Genomic DNA, 19,011 nt, shown 5'->3' on the forward strand with positions numbered 1-19,011 from the left:
TCATGAGGTAAGCTTCAGCTCATCCTTCGAAAAGGACTTGCATCCACTCCCTCCCAAACCGCACGTACACCTCTCGATGTATACGGCTTTCCGCTTATCATTTGCGGTGTTACGAATGAATTAAATTATGGCATTCGGGGCATACCACGAGTGTTTTCCGTCTCCTTTTTCGCATGAGTAATACCCACTCTGTATTTCCCTTTAAATCTTTGAGTTTCTTAACTTGGTGTATTACCAGATTTCTACAGTCTTTTTGGCATAATTCACAAGTATGACGTTCCACTCTCTGTTTGAGAGTGTTAGTTTTGGCATATTTTGAAAACTGCGGAAGCTCGCTTACATTATCAAACTTTGTAGCACATTCCTTCCGTTTATAACCATCCCTGTAGAATGTTGTTGTTTTCATTCCCTGCCTTGTTTCATACGCAACTGTAAATAATTCGTTTCTGCAATATCTCCGCTTAATCTCATGAACATTCGTCTTATACTTGCACGCAAATGTTTTATACATGCTGTATTTCATTACATTGGCAAATCTCCCTATTTTAAAGGAGTCATTCGCTATGGAGTAATAATTATATAGTCCACGGACTTCTGCATTGTATCTTGCGAGAATTTCAATATCGCTCTGGTTTACCAGTTTTCCCCTATGAAGGGCTACAAATCTCTCTTTTCCGTTTTCGTTGATTTTGATTTTCATTGCTTTGTATTCAATTAACTTACCTACCCATTTTTCGCGTGGAACATACAGTTTAACAACTCCTGTCTGACATCTCTGAACCCTTCCGTTAGAAGCCTTCTGTAGCGTCTGCGCTCTTGATACCGTAATGTCGTAACCTAGAAATCTTGCTCTGTTTCCAGTGTGCGTAACCTTTGTCTTAGTGTCTGACATTTCTAATTTCAATGCTTTTTGCAGGAATATTTTCACGTCTTTCTTGATAGCTTCTGCGTCTGCTTTGCTACCAATAACCCCGATGATAAAATCATCCGCATATCTCGTATACTGCACCCTTTTATAATTACTGTCGTTATAGACGTACGGTGTTGTAGATTTTTCAATCATTTCCAGTTCCTTAAGATTTTTGCATCTGATTTTCTTTTCTTCATCAGACAGACTATCCCATATCTCTCTGCCCTTTTTCCTATATCTGTATGCCTTACCGACACTGGACTTATATGCAGTAGAAAAATGTTTCTTCTTGGCTTCTGTATTGAAGTTTTCTGCATAATTTTCCATAAATTTGTCCAATTCATGAAGGTAAATATTTGCCAGCACTGGACTGACTCCCGACCCCTGCGGCACTCCGCTATAGGTTCTGTTGAATGTCCATTGTTCCATATATCCTGCTTTTAGGAATTTCCATATAAGCTGGATAAACGCTTCGTCATCAATCCTCTTTTTCAAGAGGTCGATAACTACATGGTGGTCGAAACTGTCAAAACAAGCGTGTATATCTCCTTCCACAAACCAGTTCGCACCAGTAAAGGTGTTCTGTATCTGTTTCAGTGCTGTCTGACAGCTTCTGTTTGGTCTGAACCCATGTGATTTATTACTGAACACAGGCTCATAAATACTCTCCAAAATCATCTTAACGACTTCCTGCACGAGTTTATCATCCCCCGACTGAATACCCAGAGGACGTTTTTTACTGCTGTTTTTCTTTGCAATATATTCTCTTCTTGCAGGCTTAGGTTGGTAACTTCGGTCTTTTAAGGATAAAATAATCCTCTCAATTCTCTCGTTACCCATGCCATCAATCGTTGTTCCATCAGCTCCGGCAGTCATACTGCCATCATTTGCGTAGATATTTTTATACGCAAGCCAATAAAACTCCGGATTGTACAGATTTCTGTATAATCTCTGAAATCTGTAAGTTTCATTCTTTGACTTTTCCATCAAATTTTTCAATACCTCAGTTGGATTTCTCAATGCCTCTCGCACCTTCCTTCATTTTAGTATTTTCTGATAAGCTGCTCCCCTTCGCCATGTGAACGTCATTAACGTCTCGGACTACTATGGGAGCTGTGTGACCATGCCTGTTACCAGGTTTAGGTCATCCCCAGTTAGTAAATACAGGATTAGCATTCAGTGTTGTCGGCACCGACTTTCGCCATTTATCCGCTGTCTTGCGGTTGCTCTTTCATGAGTATCGCTTGCTTTCATAACTGCGAAATGAAACCAACATGAAAAGCATACGTTTCAATCCTTTTCGTATGCGGGGCACGGGTTCCCCCACTCTGGCTATCGTTTAGGCAGTTTAGCTTTGTACCTCATACACTGATTTTTATTCTTAAATGTTCTGACGCATAGGATTAGCGCCTTTCCTATTTACGTTCCAACTGGAACAACAACATGCTACACTCCCCTTCGGGTTTCCCCTCTCGGATAAGTTGTAGAATAATAGGTTGTGATTTTTCATCACCTGATACTTTTACCTACCGCTTGCTAAAGGCGGTATCCTGTAAGTACCACGTCGCCAATTTATATTGCGCTGGCGACTTCTGGGCGCACGCAGTTGCCGGCTATGGTATCGGCGTTGTCCTTATAGATTGCCTTTAACTGGCTTTGCGACTGTAAGATAATCGACGCGGAGATTTCCCGGCTTCGGATAGTGGCTATGAGCTTTTCAAACTTCGGTATCTGCCCGATATTTGCAAACTCGTCTAACAGACAGCGCACATGAACGGGCAGCCTGCCGCCGTATTCATCATCTGCCTTGTCGCAAAGCAGATTGAAAAGCTGCGTGTAAAGGATTGATACCACAAAGTTAAAAGTGTCGTCGGTGTCGCTGATAATGACAAACAGGGCGGTCTTGCGGTCGCCTATGGTGTCAAGCTCCATTTCGTCGGTTTCCATAAGGTCGCGCAGCTCTTTAATGTCAAAGGGTGCAAGTCGCGCCCCGCAGGAAATGAGGATAGAGCTTCTTGTCTTTCCCGCAGACAGCAGGAATTTCTTATACTGTCGGACGGCAAAATGTTCCGGGTCTTTTTCCTCCAACCGTTCAAACATAAGGTCAACGGGGGACTGGAATTCCGGGTCGTCCTCGCGGGCTTCACTGGCATTTATCATTTCAAGCAGCGTCGTGAAGTTCTTTTCTTCCTCCGGGGCTTCGTACCAAATGTAGCCGATAAGGGCGCAGTAAAAAAGCCGTTCCGATTTTACCCAAAAATCCTCCCCGGCTTTTTCCCCGTCCCCTTTGGTGTTGGCAAGCAAAGTGTTTACCAGTTTCAAAATGTCTTTTTCGCTGCGGAGATAGGCAAAGGGATTGTATTTCATGCTTTTTTTGAAGTTAATCGTGTTCAGCACTTTTATCCGATAGCCGCCCCGCTGTAAGAGCTTCCCGCACTCGACTAAAACCGTTCCTTTCGGGTCGGTTACAACGTAGCTTGAGTGCATTTGCATTAAATTCGGCTTTACAAAAAATCGCGTCTTGCCGCTGCCGCTTCCCCCGATAACAAGGATATTTTTATTCCTTGCATACTTCGGCTGCTTTGGGCGGCTGTTCATGGTAAGCCGTTCCGTCTGTGTGAGCAGCACGTTATTCTGAAATACCGGGTCGGTGTAGGGCTTAATATCTTCGGCAGTTCCCCAACGGGCAGAACCGTATTCGATACCTTTCCGGTATTTCTTCGCGTTCTTGCCTTTTACATAGACAATCAGCCGGATAAGGACAGCCACCGCAATACCGATAAGCAAATCCATAGGGGCAAGGCTCGGAAACGGATTTGCAAAAGCCATAGAAAATCCCTCCCCAAGCGACAGCACCTTGCCGGATAGGTCAGCCCCCGGCGCAAGATGTACCGCCTGCCCGACTTTATCAAAAAGATACACAAAGAGCAGATAGGGAATGTTGGGAAGCAGCAATTTTTTCCAGTTGATAGCGTTCATCTTGCAATCCCCCTGTCTTTGTTTTTTACTTTGTCCCGCTGTGTGTTCAGAGCCGCCGCCTTTTCTTTGAGGGAAACAATCAGCTTGCGGATAGAGGGCTTTTGTTCCTGCGTCAGCTTCTTTGCGGAAAACTCCTTGAAAGCTGCGGTCAGTGCGTCCGCGTCCCGTCCCTTGAAAAACACAAGATAGCGGGGCGGGGTTTCGGTGCTGTCTTTCTTTAGGGCAAAGTCAATCCCGTATTTTTTCGCCGTACTCTCAAAGGCTTTGATATTGTCCTTTGTGATTTCAATGTTGGAAACGCCCGCGTTCTGCTTCATAAGCTGCTTTAGGGTCTGCTTGCCATGCGGGATTTTCTGTTTGTCATGCTGCTTTTTCATCTGTGCAAGCAGGGCTTTCATAGCCTTTTGGAGCTGCTGCGCCGTCAGCTTCCCGGTCTTGATGTAAAGGGCTATGGTCTTTTCGTTGGTTTCCTCCTGCAATGGATGTCCTCCTTTCGTGTTCTAGGGTGGTATGCCCGCCACCGGGAAGCGGGGCGGGCATGAAAAAAGAGTGTCCGCTTTCACGCCGCCCTGTTAAATCCGCACCCGCAGCCCGGAAAGGTCTGCCGCCCGAATACCTACAAGATACCAGTTGTCCCCGTACTCCATACGGGTAGGCTTCCATTTGCCCCGCACAAAGACCTCCATGCAGTCGCCGCAATGCAAGCCCCCGTAATAGTCGTTTACGTCAAAGCGAATGTCGTAGCGGTCAGCGGTTTCATCAAAAATCAAAGCTCCTGTTCTCTGTGTCATCATAAAATCCTCCTTTGGGTTGGTTTACAGGCTTTCGCCCTCGTTGCAGGTGTAATCGGGTATGCCCTTGCTTCTTGCCGACTGGATAGTGCACCCGCCGTACATATCGTGAGATACAAGGGACGTGTAATAGCTGCCAATCGTAGACGGGGCATTGAAAAGGGCAGCTTTCATGTACTGCTTGATGTTGCGGATTTTGGTGGTGTTTTCCTGCATACAGTCAAGTACAAAGCGGATATGTTCGCTGTTCAGCTTCATAAACTTTGCTTTTACAAGCTCTGCCGGGTGGTCGTCCCCGGCGATACGGATTGTTCTTCGTTTGGTGCAGACAGTTTCAAGAATAAGGTCAAGGATTTCCTCTATCCTGTCCCGGTCAAGGTGTCTGTCCTGTATCAGATAATCGTACTCGATATTGTCCTTAATGATTTCCTCATACACGCTGTATGCGTCTGCCGCTTCCTTTCGCTTCCGTTCCGGCGGCTGTGCCGCGTCCTCTAAGGGAGAGGGATTTAGGGAATGGAAAGGAATGGAATGGGTACTTGATATATCTGTATTTAATTTTTCTTTGTTTGGTAAGTTAGTCTTTGGTATATCTTTATTTAATTGCGTTGGATTTTCCGACGTCGGGTTATCCGGTGTCGGATTTTCCAATATCGGCTTTTCCGCTGTTGGATTTTCCGATACCGGACAATCCAATGCCGGGGGCTGTGGCTGTTCGTAAATGGTGTACTCGATAGCGGTCATTTTGCCTTTCTCGTCGCGTCCCTGCCGCCTTGTGATATATCCGGCTTTTTCAAGCTCCCATACAGCGGTGCGGATAGCGTCGATACTTTCCCGGTTGATAAGGGACAGCCCTGCAAGGGTGTAGTCCCAATCTTCGGGAAGTGAGAGCATTTGCGACAACAAGCCCTTTGCCTTTAGGGAAAGTTCCTTGTTGCGTAAATGGTGGTTGCTCATAACCGTATAACCTTTGTTCTTTTCCACGCGGAAAACTGCCATAGCTTCATCACTCCTTTGGTTGGATTTGTTACGCAGTAGAAACGCGGTTTTGAGGGAAAAGGTATCAACCCTTGCCTTTCTCATTTCCGCGCTCTAAGAGCCGCATAAATCAAGGCTTTATTTGCCCTTACTGCGTAACATGAGGGCATAAAAAAGCAGCGTTCCTGTTCTCCTGTGTGGGAGTGAGAAACGCCGCCTTATAGGTGGTGCTTATTTTATTTTTTCTTTTCGACGTGCCGCGTAAGGTGGTGTAGTGGTCTATCCGGCAGCTTCGCAGGTGCTTTTGCATATCAAGGCTCAATTCGTTAAAAGTAGTAAATGAGTAGTAAAATCAATCTGCAAACCTGCGAATATGCCCGTAAATCAAGCATTTTTCAAGACAATCAACTAATTTAATCTTACATATGCTTTCCTTTTAGAAAGTACATTTCCAAAATGCCAGTACTTGAATTGCTGCTAACGTTCGATATAATTATATTTGGAATAAGTGATTTTGTCAATTTAATCAATGAAAAGGGGTAGCTGTTATGAGAACAAAACTTAATATAACCGAGGGCATCTTTCCAATGCCGGTTTTGATGGTTGCAACTTATAATGAAGATGGCAGCGTTAATGTTATGAACGCTGCTTGGGGAACCATGCAGGAAAGAAATACGGTGGCCCTCAATCTAACCGAAACGCATAAAACGGTAAAGAACATCAAAGCGCGCGGCGCCTTCACTGTGAGCATTGCGGATGCGGATCATCTGGTGGAAGCAGATTATTTCGGGGTTGAATCCGGAAATAGGGTGTCTGATAAGTTTGCACGCAGCGGTCTTACCGCCAGCAAAGCGGAAACGGTTGATGCGCCGGTTATCAATGAATTTCCGTTGTGTTTGGAGTGCGAATTCGTGGAGTACCAGAGCGGTAAATATGGCTGCGGCGTAATCGGAAGGGTTGTTAATGTTACAGCGGATGAGCGCGTAATGGTGAACGGTAAAATTGATATGTCTTTAGTAAATGCTATTGCTTTTGACCCGTACACGCAAGGTTATTATAAGGTAACAGAACGGGTGGGCGAAGCCTTCAAAGACGGCCTGCAGCTGAAAAAGTGATTTTAGCCAAGCAAGATTCCTCATTTACGAGGGATCTTGTTTTTTATAGAATTACTGAATTTTGCCCTCCGGATTATCGTCTTTTTTATTCTATCGGGTTGTTCCGCTTCATTCATCGCACTGCGGAACCGATAAGGCCATTGCCCGGCAGGCTGAAGTCAAAAGGGGAGAAAACAAGCTGCGCTTTGCGTTCTGCGCGAAAGCGTGGTATACTGTTTTACACGAAACAGAACGGAGAAAATGTATGGCGATCAGCAAGGCAATGCATGCGGCGCTGCACACCCTCAGCTATGCCGCGAATATCGATGTGGGCAAAACGTATAAAGTAGAACGTGTGCTGCGTGGGCTGCGCACACCGCTTTCGCCGCTGTACCGTGTGTGGGATCATCAGATCGAGCGGGACGGGCGGGAGATCACAGTGCGCATCTATACGCCGAAAAAACAGACGGATAATCGTCTGCTGCTGTTTTTCCACGGCGGGGGATGGGTATTGGAAAGTGTAGATACCTATAACACGGTGTGCCGCAATCTGGCAAAATGGACAGGCTGCCGTGTGGTGTCGGTTGAGTACAGTTTGGCGCCTGAGCATGCGTTTCCCGAGGGGCTGGAGGACTGCTATGCGGCAGCACGCGAGGTGTACCGCCATCCCGAGCAGTTCGGCGTGCAGTCGCACGAGATCACATTGGTTGGGGACTCGGCGGGCGGCAATCTGGCGGCGGCGGTGTCTCTTATGGCGCGTGACCGCGGGGAATTCGAGGTGTCTCAGCAGATCCTGATCTATCCGGCGACTTACAACGATCATTCGCCGGGCTCGCGCTTTGCATCCGTGCGGGAAAACGGCACGGATTACCTGCTTACCTCCAAACGGGTCAGCGATTATATGGCGCTGTATGCGGGCGGTGACCCGCGGCGTATCCGCAGCCCGTATTTTGCGCCGCTGCTGGCGGAGGATCTGAGCTGCCAGCCGCGCACGCTGGTCATCACGGCGGAGTTCGATCCGCTGCGGGATGAAGGCGAGGCTTATGCGTATGCCCTGCGCCGCGCGGGCGGCAAGGTGATGCTGTACCGGATGCCGGATGCGCTGCACGGTTATTTTTCGCTGCCGGTTCGGTTTAAGCTGGTTCGGCGCACGTATGATATGATCGATTATTTTCTGAACGGAGAGGCTGCATCATGCCGAACGAAAATGCAAAACGAAAAACCCTGAGATGGAGCCGGCTGGACAATGCGGCTAAGATATTCCCGCCCACCTCGCACGGCTCGGATACGGGTGTGTTCCGCCTTTCGTGTGAGCTGGCGGAGCCGGTCGAGCCGGATGTGCTGCAGGAGGCGCTGGATCGGACGATCAAGCGCTATCCGCATTTGATGATGGTGATGCGGCGCGGGGTGTTTTGGTACTATCTGGAGCAGACCGGCCGGCGGGCATCGGTTGAGCCGGAGCATACGCCGCCCTGTGCGCCGCTGTATTTCGGCAGCCAGTCGCTGTTGTTTCGCGTCAGCTATTGGCATCATAAGATCAATCTGGAGGTCTATCATGTGCTGGCGGATGGGTCGGGTGCAATCGAATTCTTTCAGGCGCTGCTGACGGATTACCTTTCTCTGCGCCATCCGGAGGCCGGGGCGGATATCCGGCCGCAGGCCTCGGTGTCGCAGCGCGGGTCGGACAGCTTTCAGAAGTATTACCGCCCGAATGCGGGCGGCAGTAACTCGACGGAAAAAAGCCGGGCCAAGGTATATCACCTGCGCGGGGTAAAACGGCAGGACGGCGGCCTGACGGTCATCGAAGGGGTAGCGGATGTGCGGCAGCTGTTGGAGGCGGCACACCGCTGCGGCGCAACGCTGACCGCCTATATGGCCGCGCTGCTGATATTGGCGATCCATGGCGAAATATATGTGCGTGAGCAGAAAAAGGATATCGTGCTGACCGTGCCGGTCGATCTGCGCAGCTTTTTCCCCTCCCGCACAACGCGTAACTTTTTCGGGACGATCCGCGTAGGCTACAACTTCGGTGCCCGCAGCGGCGAGCTGACCGATATTGTACAGTGCGTGGCGCAGGCGTTCAAAACCGAGCTGACGCCCGAGCGGGTGGGCGCACGCATGAATAAAATGGCGGCGCTGGAGCACAATCCTTTGCTGCGGCCCATCCCACTGGTGCTGAAAAATCCGGTGCTGCGCCTGTCCGGCGATATTTCCGAGCGGGGCGAGACGGCGGTGATCTCCAATGTGGGGCGCTTTCAGCTGCCCGAGCCGCTGTGTCCCTTTGTGCGTGGCTTCGGTGCGTTTATGACGACGCATGCCACCCAGCTCTGCACCTGCACCTTTGGCAACAGCCTGCATTTCGGCTTTACTTCCGCCTTTGAAAACACCGAGGTGCAGCGGCGGTTTTTTGAGCTGCTGACCGGAGAGGGGATCGATGTGGAGATCCGCAGCAGCGAGTATCATGAAGAGGAGGATGCGCCATGCAGCGATGCCCAAGCTGTCGAGTAACGGTAGCCGGTCACAAAAGCTGCTGCCCGTTGTGCGGCGGCCAGCTGACCGGTACGCCTGAGCCGGATACCGAGGTGTTTCCCGCGCTGGAAAAACCGCGGTTTACCGGGAATTTTATTCTGCGTGTGCTGGCGCTGATTGCGGTTGCGGTAAGCGCGGTGTGCGTGCTGGTCAATATCGCGCTGGGGATGCACGTGCTGTGGTCGCTGTTTGTGACGGTAGGGGCAGCCTGTGTATGGGCTGCCGCTGCGGTCGGCATTGCCTACCGGCGGGATATCATGCAGAATCTGGGGTGGCAGGCGGTGCTGATCCCGCTGCTTTCCGTGCTGTGGGATGTATGGACCGGCTGGCGCGGCTGGTCGGTTGATTTTGTGCTGCCCTGCGTGTGTATGGTCGCGGTGGCGGGAATGCTGCTGTGCGCCGGATTGTTCAAAATGCCGCTGCACCTGTTTGCGGGGCCGTTTATCAGTACCTGTGTGCTGGGACTGGCGCCGCTGGTGCTGATTGCCTGCGGTTTGGTGGATATCCTGCTGCCCTCGCTGCTGTGCGCGGGGATGGCGATCGTTTCTCTGGCCGCGCTGCTGCTGTTCCAGTGGCAGACGCTGAAAGCGGAATTGCAGCGCAGGTTCCACCTGTGAGGCGGGGATGAAAAAAGCACACAGAACGGAAGTAAACACCGTTTCTGTGTGCTTTTGCTTGATTAAAAGGGAATGTGGGCAAAAAAGAACGCGACATCAGGCCGCGCTATTGCACCGCCCCGTCGCGTGTCTTTAGCAATAAATAAAAACGGCTTCAGACATTGATGCGCACTCAGTCATCCACCGAGGATGCAAGCATTATAGCACCCGCAGAGGCTTGTCTGCAAGATAAAAAACCGACAAAAAGACGTTAACAATTTGTTCATAATTATGCAAACTGACAAAAAGCGCGGGGGAAAGCAGGAAAACTGTCCAAAATGAATAAAAAAAGAGAAATTGCTTTACAAAATAACCGCTGCGTGGTATTATATATGTACTTTCGCCCCCTGCTTAGCCGTCGGATCAACCGGATGCGTTTTACCGTGTCCATTTCACCAAGCCGCGGCCCGGCCTGTGGGTAACAAAAATTTATTACAGAAAGGTGAAACACCAACATGATCCGTAAGGAAGACAAGACTGCCGTAATTGAAGCTAACCGCACCCATGCGACCGATACCGGCTCGCCGGAGGTTCAGATCGCGATTCTGACCGCGCGCATTCAGGAGCTGACCGAGCACCTGAAGGTTCACAAGAAGGACAACCATTCCCGCCGTGGCCTGCTTAAGATGGTCGGCCAGCGCCGTTCGATGCTGGCGTACCTCCAGAAGAAGGACATCAACCGCTACCGTGCGCTGATCGCCAAGCTCGGCATTCGTAAGTAAAATCTACAAGGATATAGGGGAGCAGTCTGCTCCCCTGTTTCTGTATTTTCATGGAAGGCGGCAAAACCGCTTTTTAGCAGTTGAAACAGCGCCCAATAAGGGGAGAACGCTCATCCGCAGGCAACCCGCGAACTTTGTTCGCGGTACAAAAAACCGGTTTGCTTGCAAACCGTATCCACAAGGCAGCCGTGCCGGAGGGCGCGGCGAGCCTTTGGCCCGCCCGCAGGCGACCGCGCGTATCGCGCGGCATTTCATTTGGAAACCGCTTTGCGGTTTCCGTAAAAAACCGCGACATGCGCGTGGTTTTTTACACCCCGACCCAGCCGCCTTGGGCGGCATCCTTCAGGTATCGAAACCAAGTTGCTTTGGAACTTGGTTTCGTATATAGGGGGCTTTGGAAGCCCCCTATAAGAGTTTGGGCTTTGTTTCAAGTGCTAAAAAAGCATCTGCCGCCCTCCGCCAAACAAAAAGGAGGACAAAAAATGGCAAACATCAATCATTTTGACTTCAAAAATTACCGTGTGTTTGAAACCGAGATCGCCGGCCGCAAGCTGACCGTCGAGACCGGCAAGATGGCGCAGCTCGCCAACGGCTCCTGCCTGGTGCGTTACGGCGATACCGCTGTGCTCGTTACCGCGACCGCTTCGGCCAAGCCGCGCGACGGCATCGACTTTTTCCCGCTTTCGGTCGATTTTGAGGAGCGCCTGTATTCGGTAGGCCGTATCCCGGGCAGCTTTATGCGCCGTGAGGGCCGCCCGTCTGAAAAGGCGATTCTGGCCTCCCGCCAGATCGATCGCCCGATGCGTCCGCTGTTCCCCAAGGATCTCCGGAACGACGTTTCCATCGTCTGCACCGTGCTGGAGAACGATTACGACAACTCTCCTGAGGTCGTTGCTCTGCTGGGCGCGTCCATCGCGGTTTCGATTTCGGATATCCCGTTTGACTATGTGGTAGCGGGCTGCCAGGTTGGCATTGTGGACGGCAAGACCGTGATCAACCCGACCTCTGAGCAGCGCAAGGTGTCTGAGATGGACGTTACCCTGTGCGCGACCAAGGATAAGATCGTTATGATCGAGGCGGGCGCCAAGGAAGTGCCCGAGGATCAGATGTTTGATTCCCTGATGGAAGCGCATGAGGAGCTGAAGAAGATCTGCGCGTTCATCCAGTCCATCAAGGACGAGATCGGCAAGCCCAAGTTCGAGTACGAGCATCACGACATTGACCACGACCTGTTCGACAAGCTCGAGGCGGCAGTAAACGACAAGTTCGAGGTTGCGATGGACACCGACGACAAGACCGTCCGTGACGCGGGCGTGCGTGCGATCGTAGACGAGTTCGAAGCGACCCTTTCTGAGGAATACAAGGAAGAGCACGGCGCAAACCTCGGCGAATGTGTGGACAAGCTGCAGAAGAAGATCGTCCGCCGCTGGCTGGCGAACGGCAAGCGCGTAGACGGCCGCGGCATGGAGGAAGTCCGTCCGCTGGCGGCTGAGGTCGGCGTGCTGCCGCGCGTACACGGCTCGGGCATGTTCACCCGCGGCCAGACGCAGGTGCTGACCCTGTGCACGCTGGGCACGCTGGGCGACGCGCAGGAGCTGGACACCATTTTTGAAGAAACCGAAAAGCGTTATATCCATCACTACAACTTCCCGTCCTTCTCGGTCGGTGAGACCCGTCCGTCCCGCGGCCCCGGCCGTCGTGAGATCGGTCACGGCGCACTGGCGGAGCGCGCACTGCTGCCGGTCATCCCGCCGGTGAGCGAGTTCCCGTACGCGCTGCGTCTGGTATCCGAGGTCATTTCCTCCAACGGTTCGACCTCGCAGGGCTCGGTATGCGGTTCCACGCTGGCGCTGATGGACGCAGGCGTTCCGATCACCGCGCCGGTTGCAGGTATTTCCTGCGGTCTGATCACGGACGGCGGTCAGGAGACCACCTTTACCGATATTCAGGGCGTTGAGGACTTCTACGGCGATATGGACTTTAAGGTTGCCGGCACCAAGAAGGGCATCACCGCGATTCAGGTGGATATTAAGGTGGACGGCCTGACCCCGAACATCATCAAGCAGGCGTTCGAGAAGTGCCGCGTTGCCCGTTACGGCATTTTGGATGAGATCATGCTCAAGGCGATCGACAAGCCGCGCGCGGATGTATCCGAGTGGGCGCCCAAGATGACTACCATGCATATCCATCCGGATAAAATCCGTGAGGTCATCGGCAAGGGTGGCAGCGTGATCCAGAACATCGTTGCTGAATCCGGCGCAAAGGTCGATATCGAGGATGACGGTACGGTCACCATCGCGGCGATCAAGTCTTCGGATGCGGACAAGGCCCGCAAGATGATCGAAGCGATCGTCAAGGAGCCGGAGCCGGGCGAGATCTACTACGGCAAGGTTGTGCGCCTGATGAATTTCGGCGCGTTCGTCAACCTGCTGCCGGGTAAGGACGGCATGGTGCACATCTCCAAGATGGCGGATCACCGCATCGAGAAGGTGGAGGACGCCGTCAAGGAAGGCGATATGGTCTGGGTCAAGGTCATGGAGATCGACGATAAGGGTCGTGTCAACCTGTCCATGAAGGACGTGAAGCCGGAAGAGAAGATCAAGTAAAACTTCGTTTCAGGCGTACAGCCTGAAACGAGAAACGGCATCGCCAGCCTGCGGCTGGGAATGCCTGTTGCAGAAAAACAGCGCAGGAATTTTGATTCCTGCGCTGTTTTCTGTTTGTGAAAAAAGTCAGGCACATGTCCTGACTTTTTTGGCGGGCGCGATGCGCCCGCCTGTTTAATGCCGCTGCGCGGACTTTAGGAAAGTTCGCAGTTGGCGAAGCCGAATGCGCCGCCCGAATAAACATTGGTCACAAATACAATTTTCATTTGCAAAGCGTTATGTAGTGGGATATCAAAGTGCCTAACTAAATCTTCGGCCTTTACTTCAATGATTTGCGCCAAATCTCCGTCCAGATAAATCTCATACTGACCGTCCACCATGGGAGTATCATCTACATGTCCAATATCACAGCTTAATGTGTTGTAGTTGCCGTTCAGATTAAAGAGAGCATAGCAACCTTTAGTGGAAGCATTATTCATGGTAAAACCATGCGTATAAGCTTGGCCTGCCATTTTGAAGGAAGAAGGTGTGTTAAAGGCTATATATGTTTCATACGGTGGGCAGACATCCATCAGCCACGTCCTGCTGCCCGGCGCTTCCCCAAGATAGACGGTTTTGCTTTTTCCGTCCCACGTTACCTGCTTGCCGATCGCGTTGCCCACCGCACGCACGGGTAGGTAGGTTGTTCCGTTGTAGATAAATGGTTCAACGGTGATGCCGTCGGCATCCTTGGGCGTGACTTTTACGCCGTCGACTACGAGTTTGATATCGCTGTACTGTACAGTAATGGTTCGATACACTGTGTTTGCCGCAAATGCGGTGCCGCAGGTCAGTGCTGCGCACAGTGCCAGCGCGGCAAGGCGTTTCCAAATTTTCATAAGGTTCCCTCCCATGGTGAAATGATATAGAATGCTGTTTAGGCATCTTTAGTATAATATTACAGCGAGGGGGTGATATAGTCAAGTAAAAATACTCATCTTTACGGTAAAACTATATCTATGAAAATTTACAATTACAACGGCAGGGCAAATATATGCGGCACACAAATTCGGATATTAAGGAAACAGAAAAAATTATCACAGGAGGAATTGGCGGCACGTTTGCAGGTGGCGGGCGTGGATCTCGACCAAAAAGCAATCAGCCGTATCGAATGTGAAAAACGTTTTCTGGCGGATTTTGAGCTGCGCGAGATCGCGCGGATTTTACAAATCTCCATGGATGAACTGGCGGGAAGATAAGGGAGGGCGCACGCCCTCCTTTTTGTTTGCCCGGCGGCATCCCGTGTGCTATAATAAAAAGCAACATCCATCCGGAAAGGAAATGACACCATGCCCACCTCTGTACTGCTTCCCGAGGGCGAACTGCGCGTGGCGCGCTGCGATATGCTGGACAAGCTCATCGCGGTGGGCGACGGCAACGCGGCGCTGCTCTATCTGTATATCCTGCGCCACGGCGGCGCAGCGGATGATAAAACCGCGGCACGGGCGCTGCACCTGTCCGCAGAGCAGTATGAACGCGCAGCGTTTACCATCAACCAACTGACTGCACCGGCTGCGCCGGTGAAGCAGGAGCAGCCGGATGCAGCGCCGCAGTATACGGGGGATGAGCTGCGCCGTGCCCGTGTGGAGGATCACAAGTTCTCCGCCGTGTGCGAAACGGCGGAAGGTGTGCTCGGCCGTACCCTGACCGAGGCACAGCTGCGCTGCCTGCTGACGGCATACGACCACCTCGGGCTTTCCGCCGGGGCGATCATTGAGCTGCTGGCCTACCTGAAAAATGAAAAGGGCACGGTGCGGCTTAAGGATATCCGGGAGGAAAGCTACCAGTGGGCGGATATGGGCGTGACCTCGGCGCAGGCCGCACAGCAGTATCTGGCGCGGCGGGCAAACGAGAAGCCGTTTAGTGAAGCGATCTATAAGGCGCTCGGCACAGACCCGGCACAGCCCGCGCCCAAGGAGCAGCGCGTGTGCCGCTTTGCGCTGGCGCACGGGTTCCCGCCGGAGGCAGTCGCGCTGGCAGCGGAGCGGTCGGATAAAAAACAGGGACGCCGCAGTTTGGATTACCTGCTCGGCATCCTGCGCAACTGGGATAAGGCGGGCGTACATACGGTCAGTGAGATCACGGCGCTGGAGCCGGAAACACGGGAGGCGGTCGGGCAGACCACGGCACAGCCGACCGACAGCGCGACCCTTGCCGCATGGGAGCAGGACTGGGCGGCGCGGGTGCGCAGCCACCGCAGCAAAACGGAGGAATAAGCCATGGCATACGATAAAAAACTGCTGGCTGCTGCGCGGCGGGAGCTGGAACGCGACCGCGCAGCGCATGCGGACGAGCTGGAGGCGCGCCGCCGTGCAGCCTACGCCCGTGAGCCGCGCCTGCGTGCGATCGACCGGGAGTTGTCCGCGACTGCGGTATCCGTATTACGGGCTTCGCTGGCATCGGGCGGCGATCCGGCAGAGGCGATCGAACAGCTGCGATGCCGCAATCTGGCATTGCAGGAAGAGCGCGGTGCGCTACTGACCGGGATGGGACTGCCGGCGGATTATCTGACCGACCGTCCGCTGTGCGCCAAGTGCGGGGATACCGGTTATCAGGGCAGCGCGACCTGTGCGTGCGTGCGGGAGCGGTATGCCCGGCTGCTCAAGGAACAGCTCTCTGCGGTGCTGCCGATCCGGGATCAGAATTTCAGCCGGTTTCGGTTGGAGTATTATTCGACCCGCCCGGACGGACGGCTGGGGCTGTCGCCGCGGGAAAATATGGCGTATAATCTGGATGAATGCAAGGATTATGCCGCGCATTTCGGCAAGGACTCCCCTAACCTGCTGCTGTATGGCTCGACCGGCTTGGGGAAGACCTTTTTATCCTCCTGCATTGCCGAGGCGGTATCCGCACGCGGGTTTTCCGTGGCGTACGATACGGCGATCAACATTGTTGCAGCGTATGAGACAATCAAGTTCGGCAGCGGGGATGAAGAAGCCGCCGCTGAGCGTGCCGCGCGTTATGAGCGAGCCGACCTGCTGATTATTGACGACATGGGAACGGAAATGGGCACGGCGTTTACGGTTTCCGCGCTGTATAACCTGATCAATACCCGCCTGATGGCCGGCAGACCGATGATCGTCAACACCAACCTGCTGCCGGATGCGCTCGGCGAAAAGTATTCACCGGCGGTAGCCTCCCGCCTGTTGGGTGAGTTTATGGCGCTGCGTTTTTTCGGGGACGATATCCGCCTGATGAAGAAGCGGCAGCAGATGTAAACAAATCTTTCACAGGCCGTTCAAAAACTGTTCATACATTGACGGGGAAAGTGCGGTATACTGAATACGTCAGCAAGGGAAGCCGCAAATCCCGTGTTGACAGCCTACCGATCTTTTATTTCTCTTTTACCCCCTTTATTTTGTGAAATGACAGAAGACGTCCCGATTCCAATCCCCCAAGGAATCGGGGCGTTTTCTGTTTACGGATGCGGCGGCACGGGCGTGTGCAGCGGGTAGGGTCAAATGTAAAAAACCCTTCAAAGACTGTTCAAAAGCTGTTCACACTTGGGGGAGGAAAGTGCGGTATACTAAGCATGTCGACAAGGGAAGCCGCAAATCCCGCGTCGGCAGCCACCGATCTTTTATTTCTCTTTTACCCCCCTTTATTTTGTGAAATGACAGAAAGCGTCCCGATTCCAATCCCCCAAGGAATCGGGGCGCTTTCTGTTTACGGATGCGGTGGCACGGGAGTGTGCAGCGGGTAGGGTAAAATGTAAAAAACCCTTCAAAGACTGTTCAAAAGCTGTTCATACTTTGATGCGGAAAGTGCGGTATACTAAACATGTCAAAAGGAGATGCCCCCTTTCTCCGGATGACAATACTCTTTACACTTTGTTTTCTTTCACCTTTTCTTTTTACCCTCTTTTCATTTGCATGGAGTGCGCCCTGCTGCCGTTCCCATCGGCAGCAGGGCGTTTCTCTCGGTAAGAACATGCGGATGGACAAAAGAAACAAATCTTTCACAGGCCGTTCAAAAACTGTTCACATATTGTGCGTAGATACGCGGTATACTAAGTTTGTCAGCAAGGGAAGCCGCAATCCCAAACTGAACAGTTTACCGATCTTTTATTTCTCTTTTACCCCTTTTTTCAAATCTGTGTAGTGAACAGGCAAAGCGCCGCCGCTTCGTTTCCCCCAAACGAGGCAGCGGCGTTTTCCTTATATACAAGGTGCAGTCGGCAGGAATTTGACGGCGCGATCCGGTAATTTCTTGCGAAACTGCGGCGGATGGGGTATACTAAAAAACAGAAATGCAATTTGCAGAGGAGTTGTTTGATATGGGTTGTTCGCACAACTGCGATTCCTGCTCGGCAGGATGCGGCGGCGAAAAAAGCCTGAAGGTCGCAGCGAATCCTGCGGCAACGGTTAAAAAAGTGATCGGCGTGGTTTCCGGCAAGGGCGGCGTGGGCAAAAGCCTGCTTACCTCCATGCTGGCCGTCGGCATGACGCGCAAGGGCTATACCTGCGGTATTCTGGATGCGGATATCACCGGCCCGTCTATTCCAAAGGCGTTTGGCGTGCATGACAAGCTGGAAGGCTGCGAAGAGGGCATCCTGCCTGCGCGCAGCGAGGGCGGCGTGCAGATGGTTTCAATCAATCTGGTGCTGCCGAACGAGGATGATCCGGTTATCTACCGTGGCCCGATCATCGCGGAAACGGTCAAGCAGTTCTGGTCGGATGTGGTATGGGACGATGTGGACTTTATGTTCGTCGATATGCCGCCCGGCACGGGCGATGTACCGCTGACGGTGTTCCAGTCCCTGCCGGTGGACGGCATTCTGGTCGTTACCTCGCCGCAGGATCTGGTTTCCATGATCGTCGGCAAGGCGGTTAAGATGGCACAGCTGATGGAGATCCCGGTAATTGGCGTAGTGGAGAATTACAGCTATCTGGAATGTCCGGACTGCGGCAAGCACATTGCGGTGTTTGGCGAAAGCAAGGTGGATGAGGTGGCGGCACATTATAATCTGCCGGTGCTGGCTAAGCTGCCGATCGATCCCAAGCTGGCTGCTGCGGTGGATGCTGGCTGCATTGAGGATGCCAAACTGCCGGATGCGGTAGGCGGCGCCCTGAAAGTGGTGGAGGATCTGCGATGAACATCGGCGTAGCATATGAAAACGGGCAGATCGCATCCAACCTCGGTGGATGCCGCACGTTTTTGGTCGTTGCAGCAAAAGGACAGGAGCCGACCGGCAAGCGCCTGGTCACCGCAGAGGGGGACGGCACAACCGCCCTGCTCAAGCTGGTCAGCATGGAAAAAATCGATGTGCTGATCTGCGGCGCGCTCGGTCTGGCTATGCGCAATGCGCTGGAGATGATTGGTGTACTGTTGGTACCGGGCTGTGAAGGCGCGGCGGAAGAGGCAGTAGCGAAGTTCCTGGTAGGCGAGAAGCAGGGTGATCCCACCTTGCTGGAAATCGGACGCGAGGAAGACCCGGATGACCCGATGGCCTGCATGCACGACTGCGCCAAGTGCGCGGGCTGCGGCCCGATCGAGCTGATCCGTCAGATCCCGGTAGAAGAAGTAAAATAAGCCGGACGGCTTCGGTGATCTGCGCGGCAGTGCGTTGGAAAACAATGGTTTCAGCATATAAACATAAAAAGTCAGGACATCTGATCCGCCCCTGTCAAGGTAGACCGGAGAAATAAATAAAATATAGTGCGGTTATGCTCGCCGTTTCCTTTTTCGGGAACGGTGAGCTTGTTTA

Annotated in this window: 16 protein-coding genes and 1 pseudogene; 11 read left to right on the forward strand and 6 right to left on the reverse strand. The window is 52.5% G+C overall.

Annotated features, from left to right (window positions below):
• Positions 1 to 109: 109 nt before the first annotated feature.
• From T363_RS0111730 to T363_RS0111750, 5 genes and pseudogenes are all read right to left on the reverse strand, one after another.
• A complete protein-coding gene (locus T363_RS0111730; RefSeq protein ID WP_031475749.1) occupies positions 110 to 1,930 on the reverse strand; it encodes a reverse transcriptase/maturase family protein in 1,821 nt (606 codons plus the stop codon).
• Between the two features lie 582 nt (positions 1,931 to 2,512).
• A pseudogene (locus T363_RS0111735) lies at positions 2,513 to 3,889 on the reverse strand (VirD4-like conjugal transfer protein, CD1115 family); the annotation flags it as partial.
• The gene (locus T363_RS0111740; protein WP_031476076.1) at positions 3,886 to 4,368 is read right to left on the reverse strand and encodes a PcfB family protein; all 483 of its coding nucleotides are present in this window, start codon (positions 4,366 to 4,368) and stop codon (positions 3,886 to 3,888) included. The gene T363_RS0111740 and the pseudogene T363_RS0111735, both read right to left, overlap by 4 nt.
• A 93-nt stretch (positions 4,369 to 4,461) precedes the next feature.
• Positions 4,462 to 4,683 (reverse strand): DUF5348 domain-containing protein, encoded by a 222-nt coding sequence (locus T363_RS0111745; protein WP_031476078.1) that lies wholly within the window; start codon positions 4,681 to 4,683, stop codon positions 4,462 to 4,464.
• Positions 4,684 to 4,704: 21 nt separating this feature from the next.
• The gene (locus T363_RS0111750; protein ID WP_031476080.1) at positions 4,705 to 5,679 is read right to left on the reverse strand and encodes a DUF6017 domain-containing protein; all 975 of its coding nucleotides are present in this window, start codon (positions 5,677 to 5,679) and stop codon (positions 4,705 to 4,707) included.
• A 527-nt stretch (positions 5,680 to 6,206) separates the two neighbouring features.
• Between T363_RS0111750 and T363_RS0111755 the strand changes: the two genes are divergently transcribed.
• From T363_RS0111755 to T363_RS0111785, 6 genes are all read left to right on the forward strand, one after another.
• Entirely contained in the window at positions 6,207 to 6,773 is a 567-nt protein-coding gene (locus T363_RS0111755) for a flavin reductase family protein (protein ID WP_031476082.1), read from the forward strand.
• A gap of 244 nt (positions 6,774 to 7,017) precedes the next feature.
• Positions 7,018 to 7,980, forward strand: coding sequence for an alpha/beta hydrolase (locus tag T363_RS0111760; RefSeq protein WP_051643253.1), 963 nt, complete (start codon positions 7,018 to 7,020; stop codon positions 7,978 to 7,980).
• Complete coding sequence (locus T363_RS0111765) at positions 7,947 to 9,260, forward strand: hypothetical protein (RefSeq protein ID WP_031476086.1); 1,314 nt, start codon at positions 7,947 to 7,949, stop codon at positions 9,258 to 9,260. The genes T363_RS0111760 and T363_RS0111765 overlap by 34 nt, the downstream gene beginning before the upstream one ends.
• A complete protein-coding gene (locus T363_RS0111770; RefSeq protein ID WP_031476088.1) occupies positions 9,233 to 9,898 on the forward strand; it encodes a DUF6320 domain-containing protein in 666 nt (221 codons plus the stop codon). Before T363_RS0111765 ends, T363_RS0111770 begins: the two co-directional genes overlap by 28 nt.
• Before the next feature lie 494 nt (positions 9,899 to 10,392).
• A complete protein-coding gene (rpsO, locus tag T363_RS0111775) occupies positions 10,393 to 10,659 on the forward strand; it encodes a 30S ribosomal protein S15 (protein WP_031476090.1) in 267 nt (88 codons plus the stop codon).
• Between the two features lie 482 nt (positions 10,660 to 11,141).
• The gene (locus T363_RS0111785; RefSeq protein WP_051643254.1) at positions 11,142 to 13,265 is read left to right on the forward strand and encodes a polyribonucleotide nucleotidyltransferase; all 2,124 of its coding nucleotides are present in this window, start codon (positions 11,142 to 11,144) and stop codon (positions 13,263 to 13,265) included.
• A gap of 194 nt (positions 13,266 to 13,459) precedes the next feature.
• On the opposite strand, the gene T363_RS15260 is transcribed toward T363_RS0111785, so the two are convergent.
• Positions 13,460 to 14,143: a copper amine oxidase N-terminal domain-containing protein gene (locus T363_RS15260; RefSeq protein ID WP_051643255.1), complete on the reverse strand. Its 684-nt coding sequence runs from the start codon at positions 14,141 to 14,143 to the stop codon at positions 13,460 to 13,462.
• Positions 14,144 to 14,263: 120 nt separating this feature from the next.
• Between T363_RS15260 and T363_RS16735 the strand changes: the two genes are divergently transcribed.
• The 5 genes from T363_RS16735 to T363_RS0111815 all read left to right on the forward strand — a co-directional run bounded on the left by T363_RS16735 (position 14,264) and on the right by T363_RS0111815 (position 18,836).
• Entirely contained in the window at positions 14,264 to 14,503 is a 240-nt protein-coding gene (locus T363_RS16735; protein ID WP_031476098.1) for a helix-turn-helix domain-containing protein, read from the forward strand.
• Between the two features lie 90 nt (positions 14,504 to 14,593).
• The gene (locus T363_RS0111800; RefSeq protein ID WP_031476100.1) at positions 14,594 to 15,520 is read left to right on the forward strand and encodes a DnaD domain-containing protein; all 927 of its coding nucleotides are present in this window, start codon (positions 14,594 to 14,596) and stop codon (positions 15,518 to 15,520) included.
• A 3-nt stretch (positions 15,521 to 15,523) separates the two neighbouring features.
• A complete protein-coding gene (locus T363_RS0111805; protein ID WP_031476102.1) occupies positions 15,524 to 16,522 on the forward strand; it encodes an ATP-binding protein in 999 nt (332 codons plus the stop codon).
• A 1,058-nt stretch (positions 16,523 to 17,580) separates the two neighbouring features.
• Entirely contained in the window at positions 17,581 to 18,399 is an 819-nt protein-coding gene (locus T363_RS0111810; protein ID WP_031476104.1) for a P-loop NTPase, read from the forward strand.
• Positions 18,396 to 18,836, forward strand: a complete 441-nt coding sequence (locus T363_RS0111815; protein WP_031476106.1) for a NifB/NifX family molybdenum-iron cluster-binding protein — start codon at positions 18,396 to 18,398, stop codon at positions 18,834 to 18,836. The genes T363_RS0111810 and T363_RS0111815 overlap by 4 nt, the downstream gene beginning before the upstream one ends.
• The last annotated feature ends 175 nt before the right edge of the window (positions 18,837 to 19,011 follow it).

The sequence above is a fragment of the Agathobaculum desmolans ATCC 43058 genome (assembly GCF_000701665.1).
Classification (GTDB): domain Bacteria; phylum Bacillota; class Clostridia; order Oscillospirales; family Butyricicoccaceae; genus Agathobaculum; species Agathobaculum desmolans.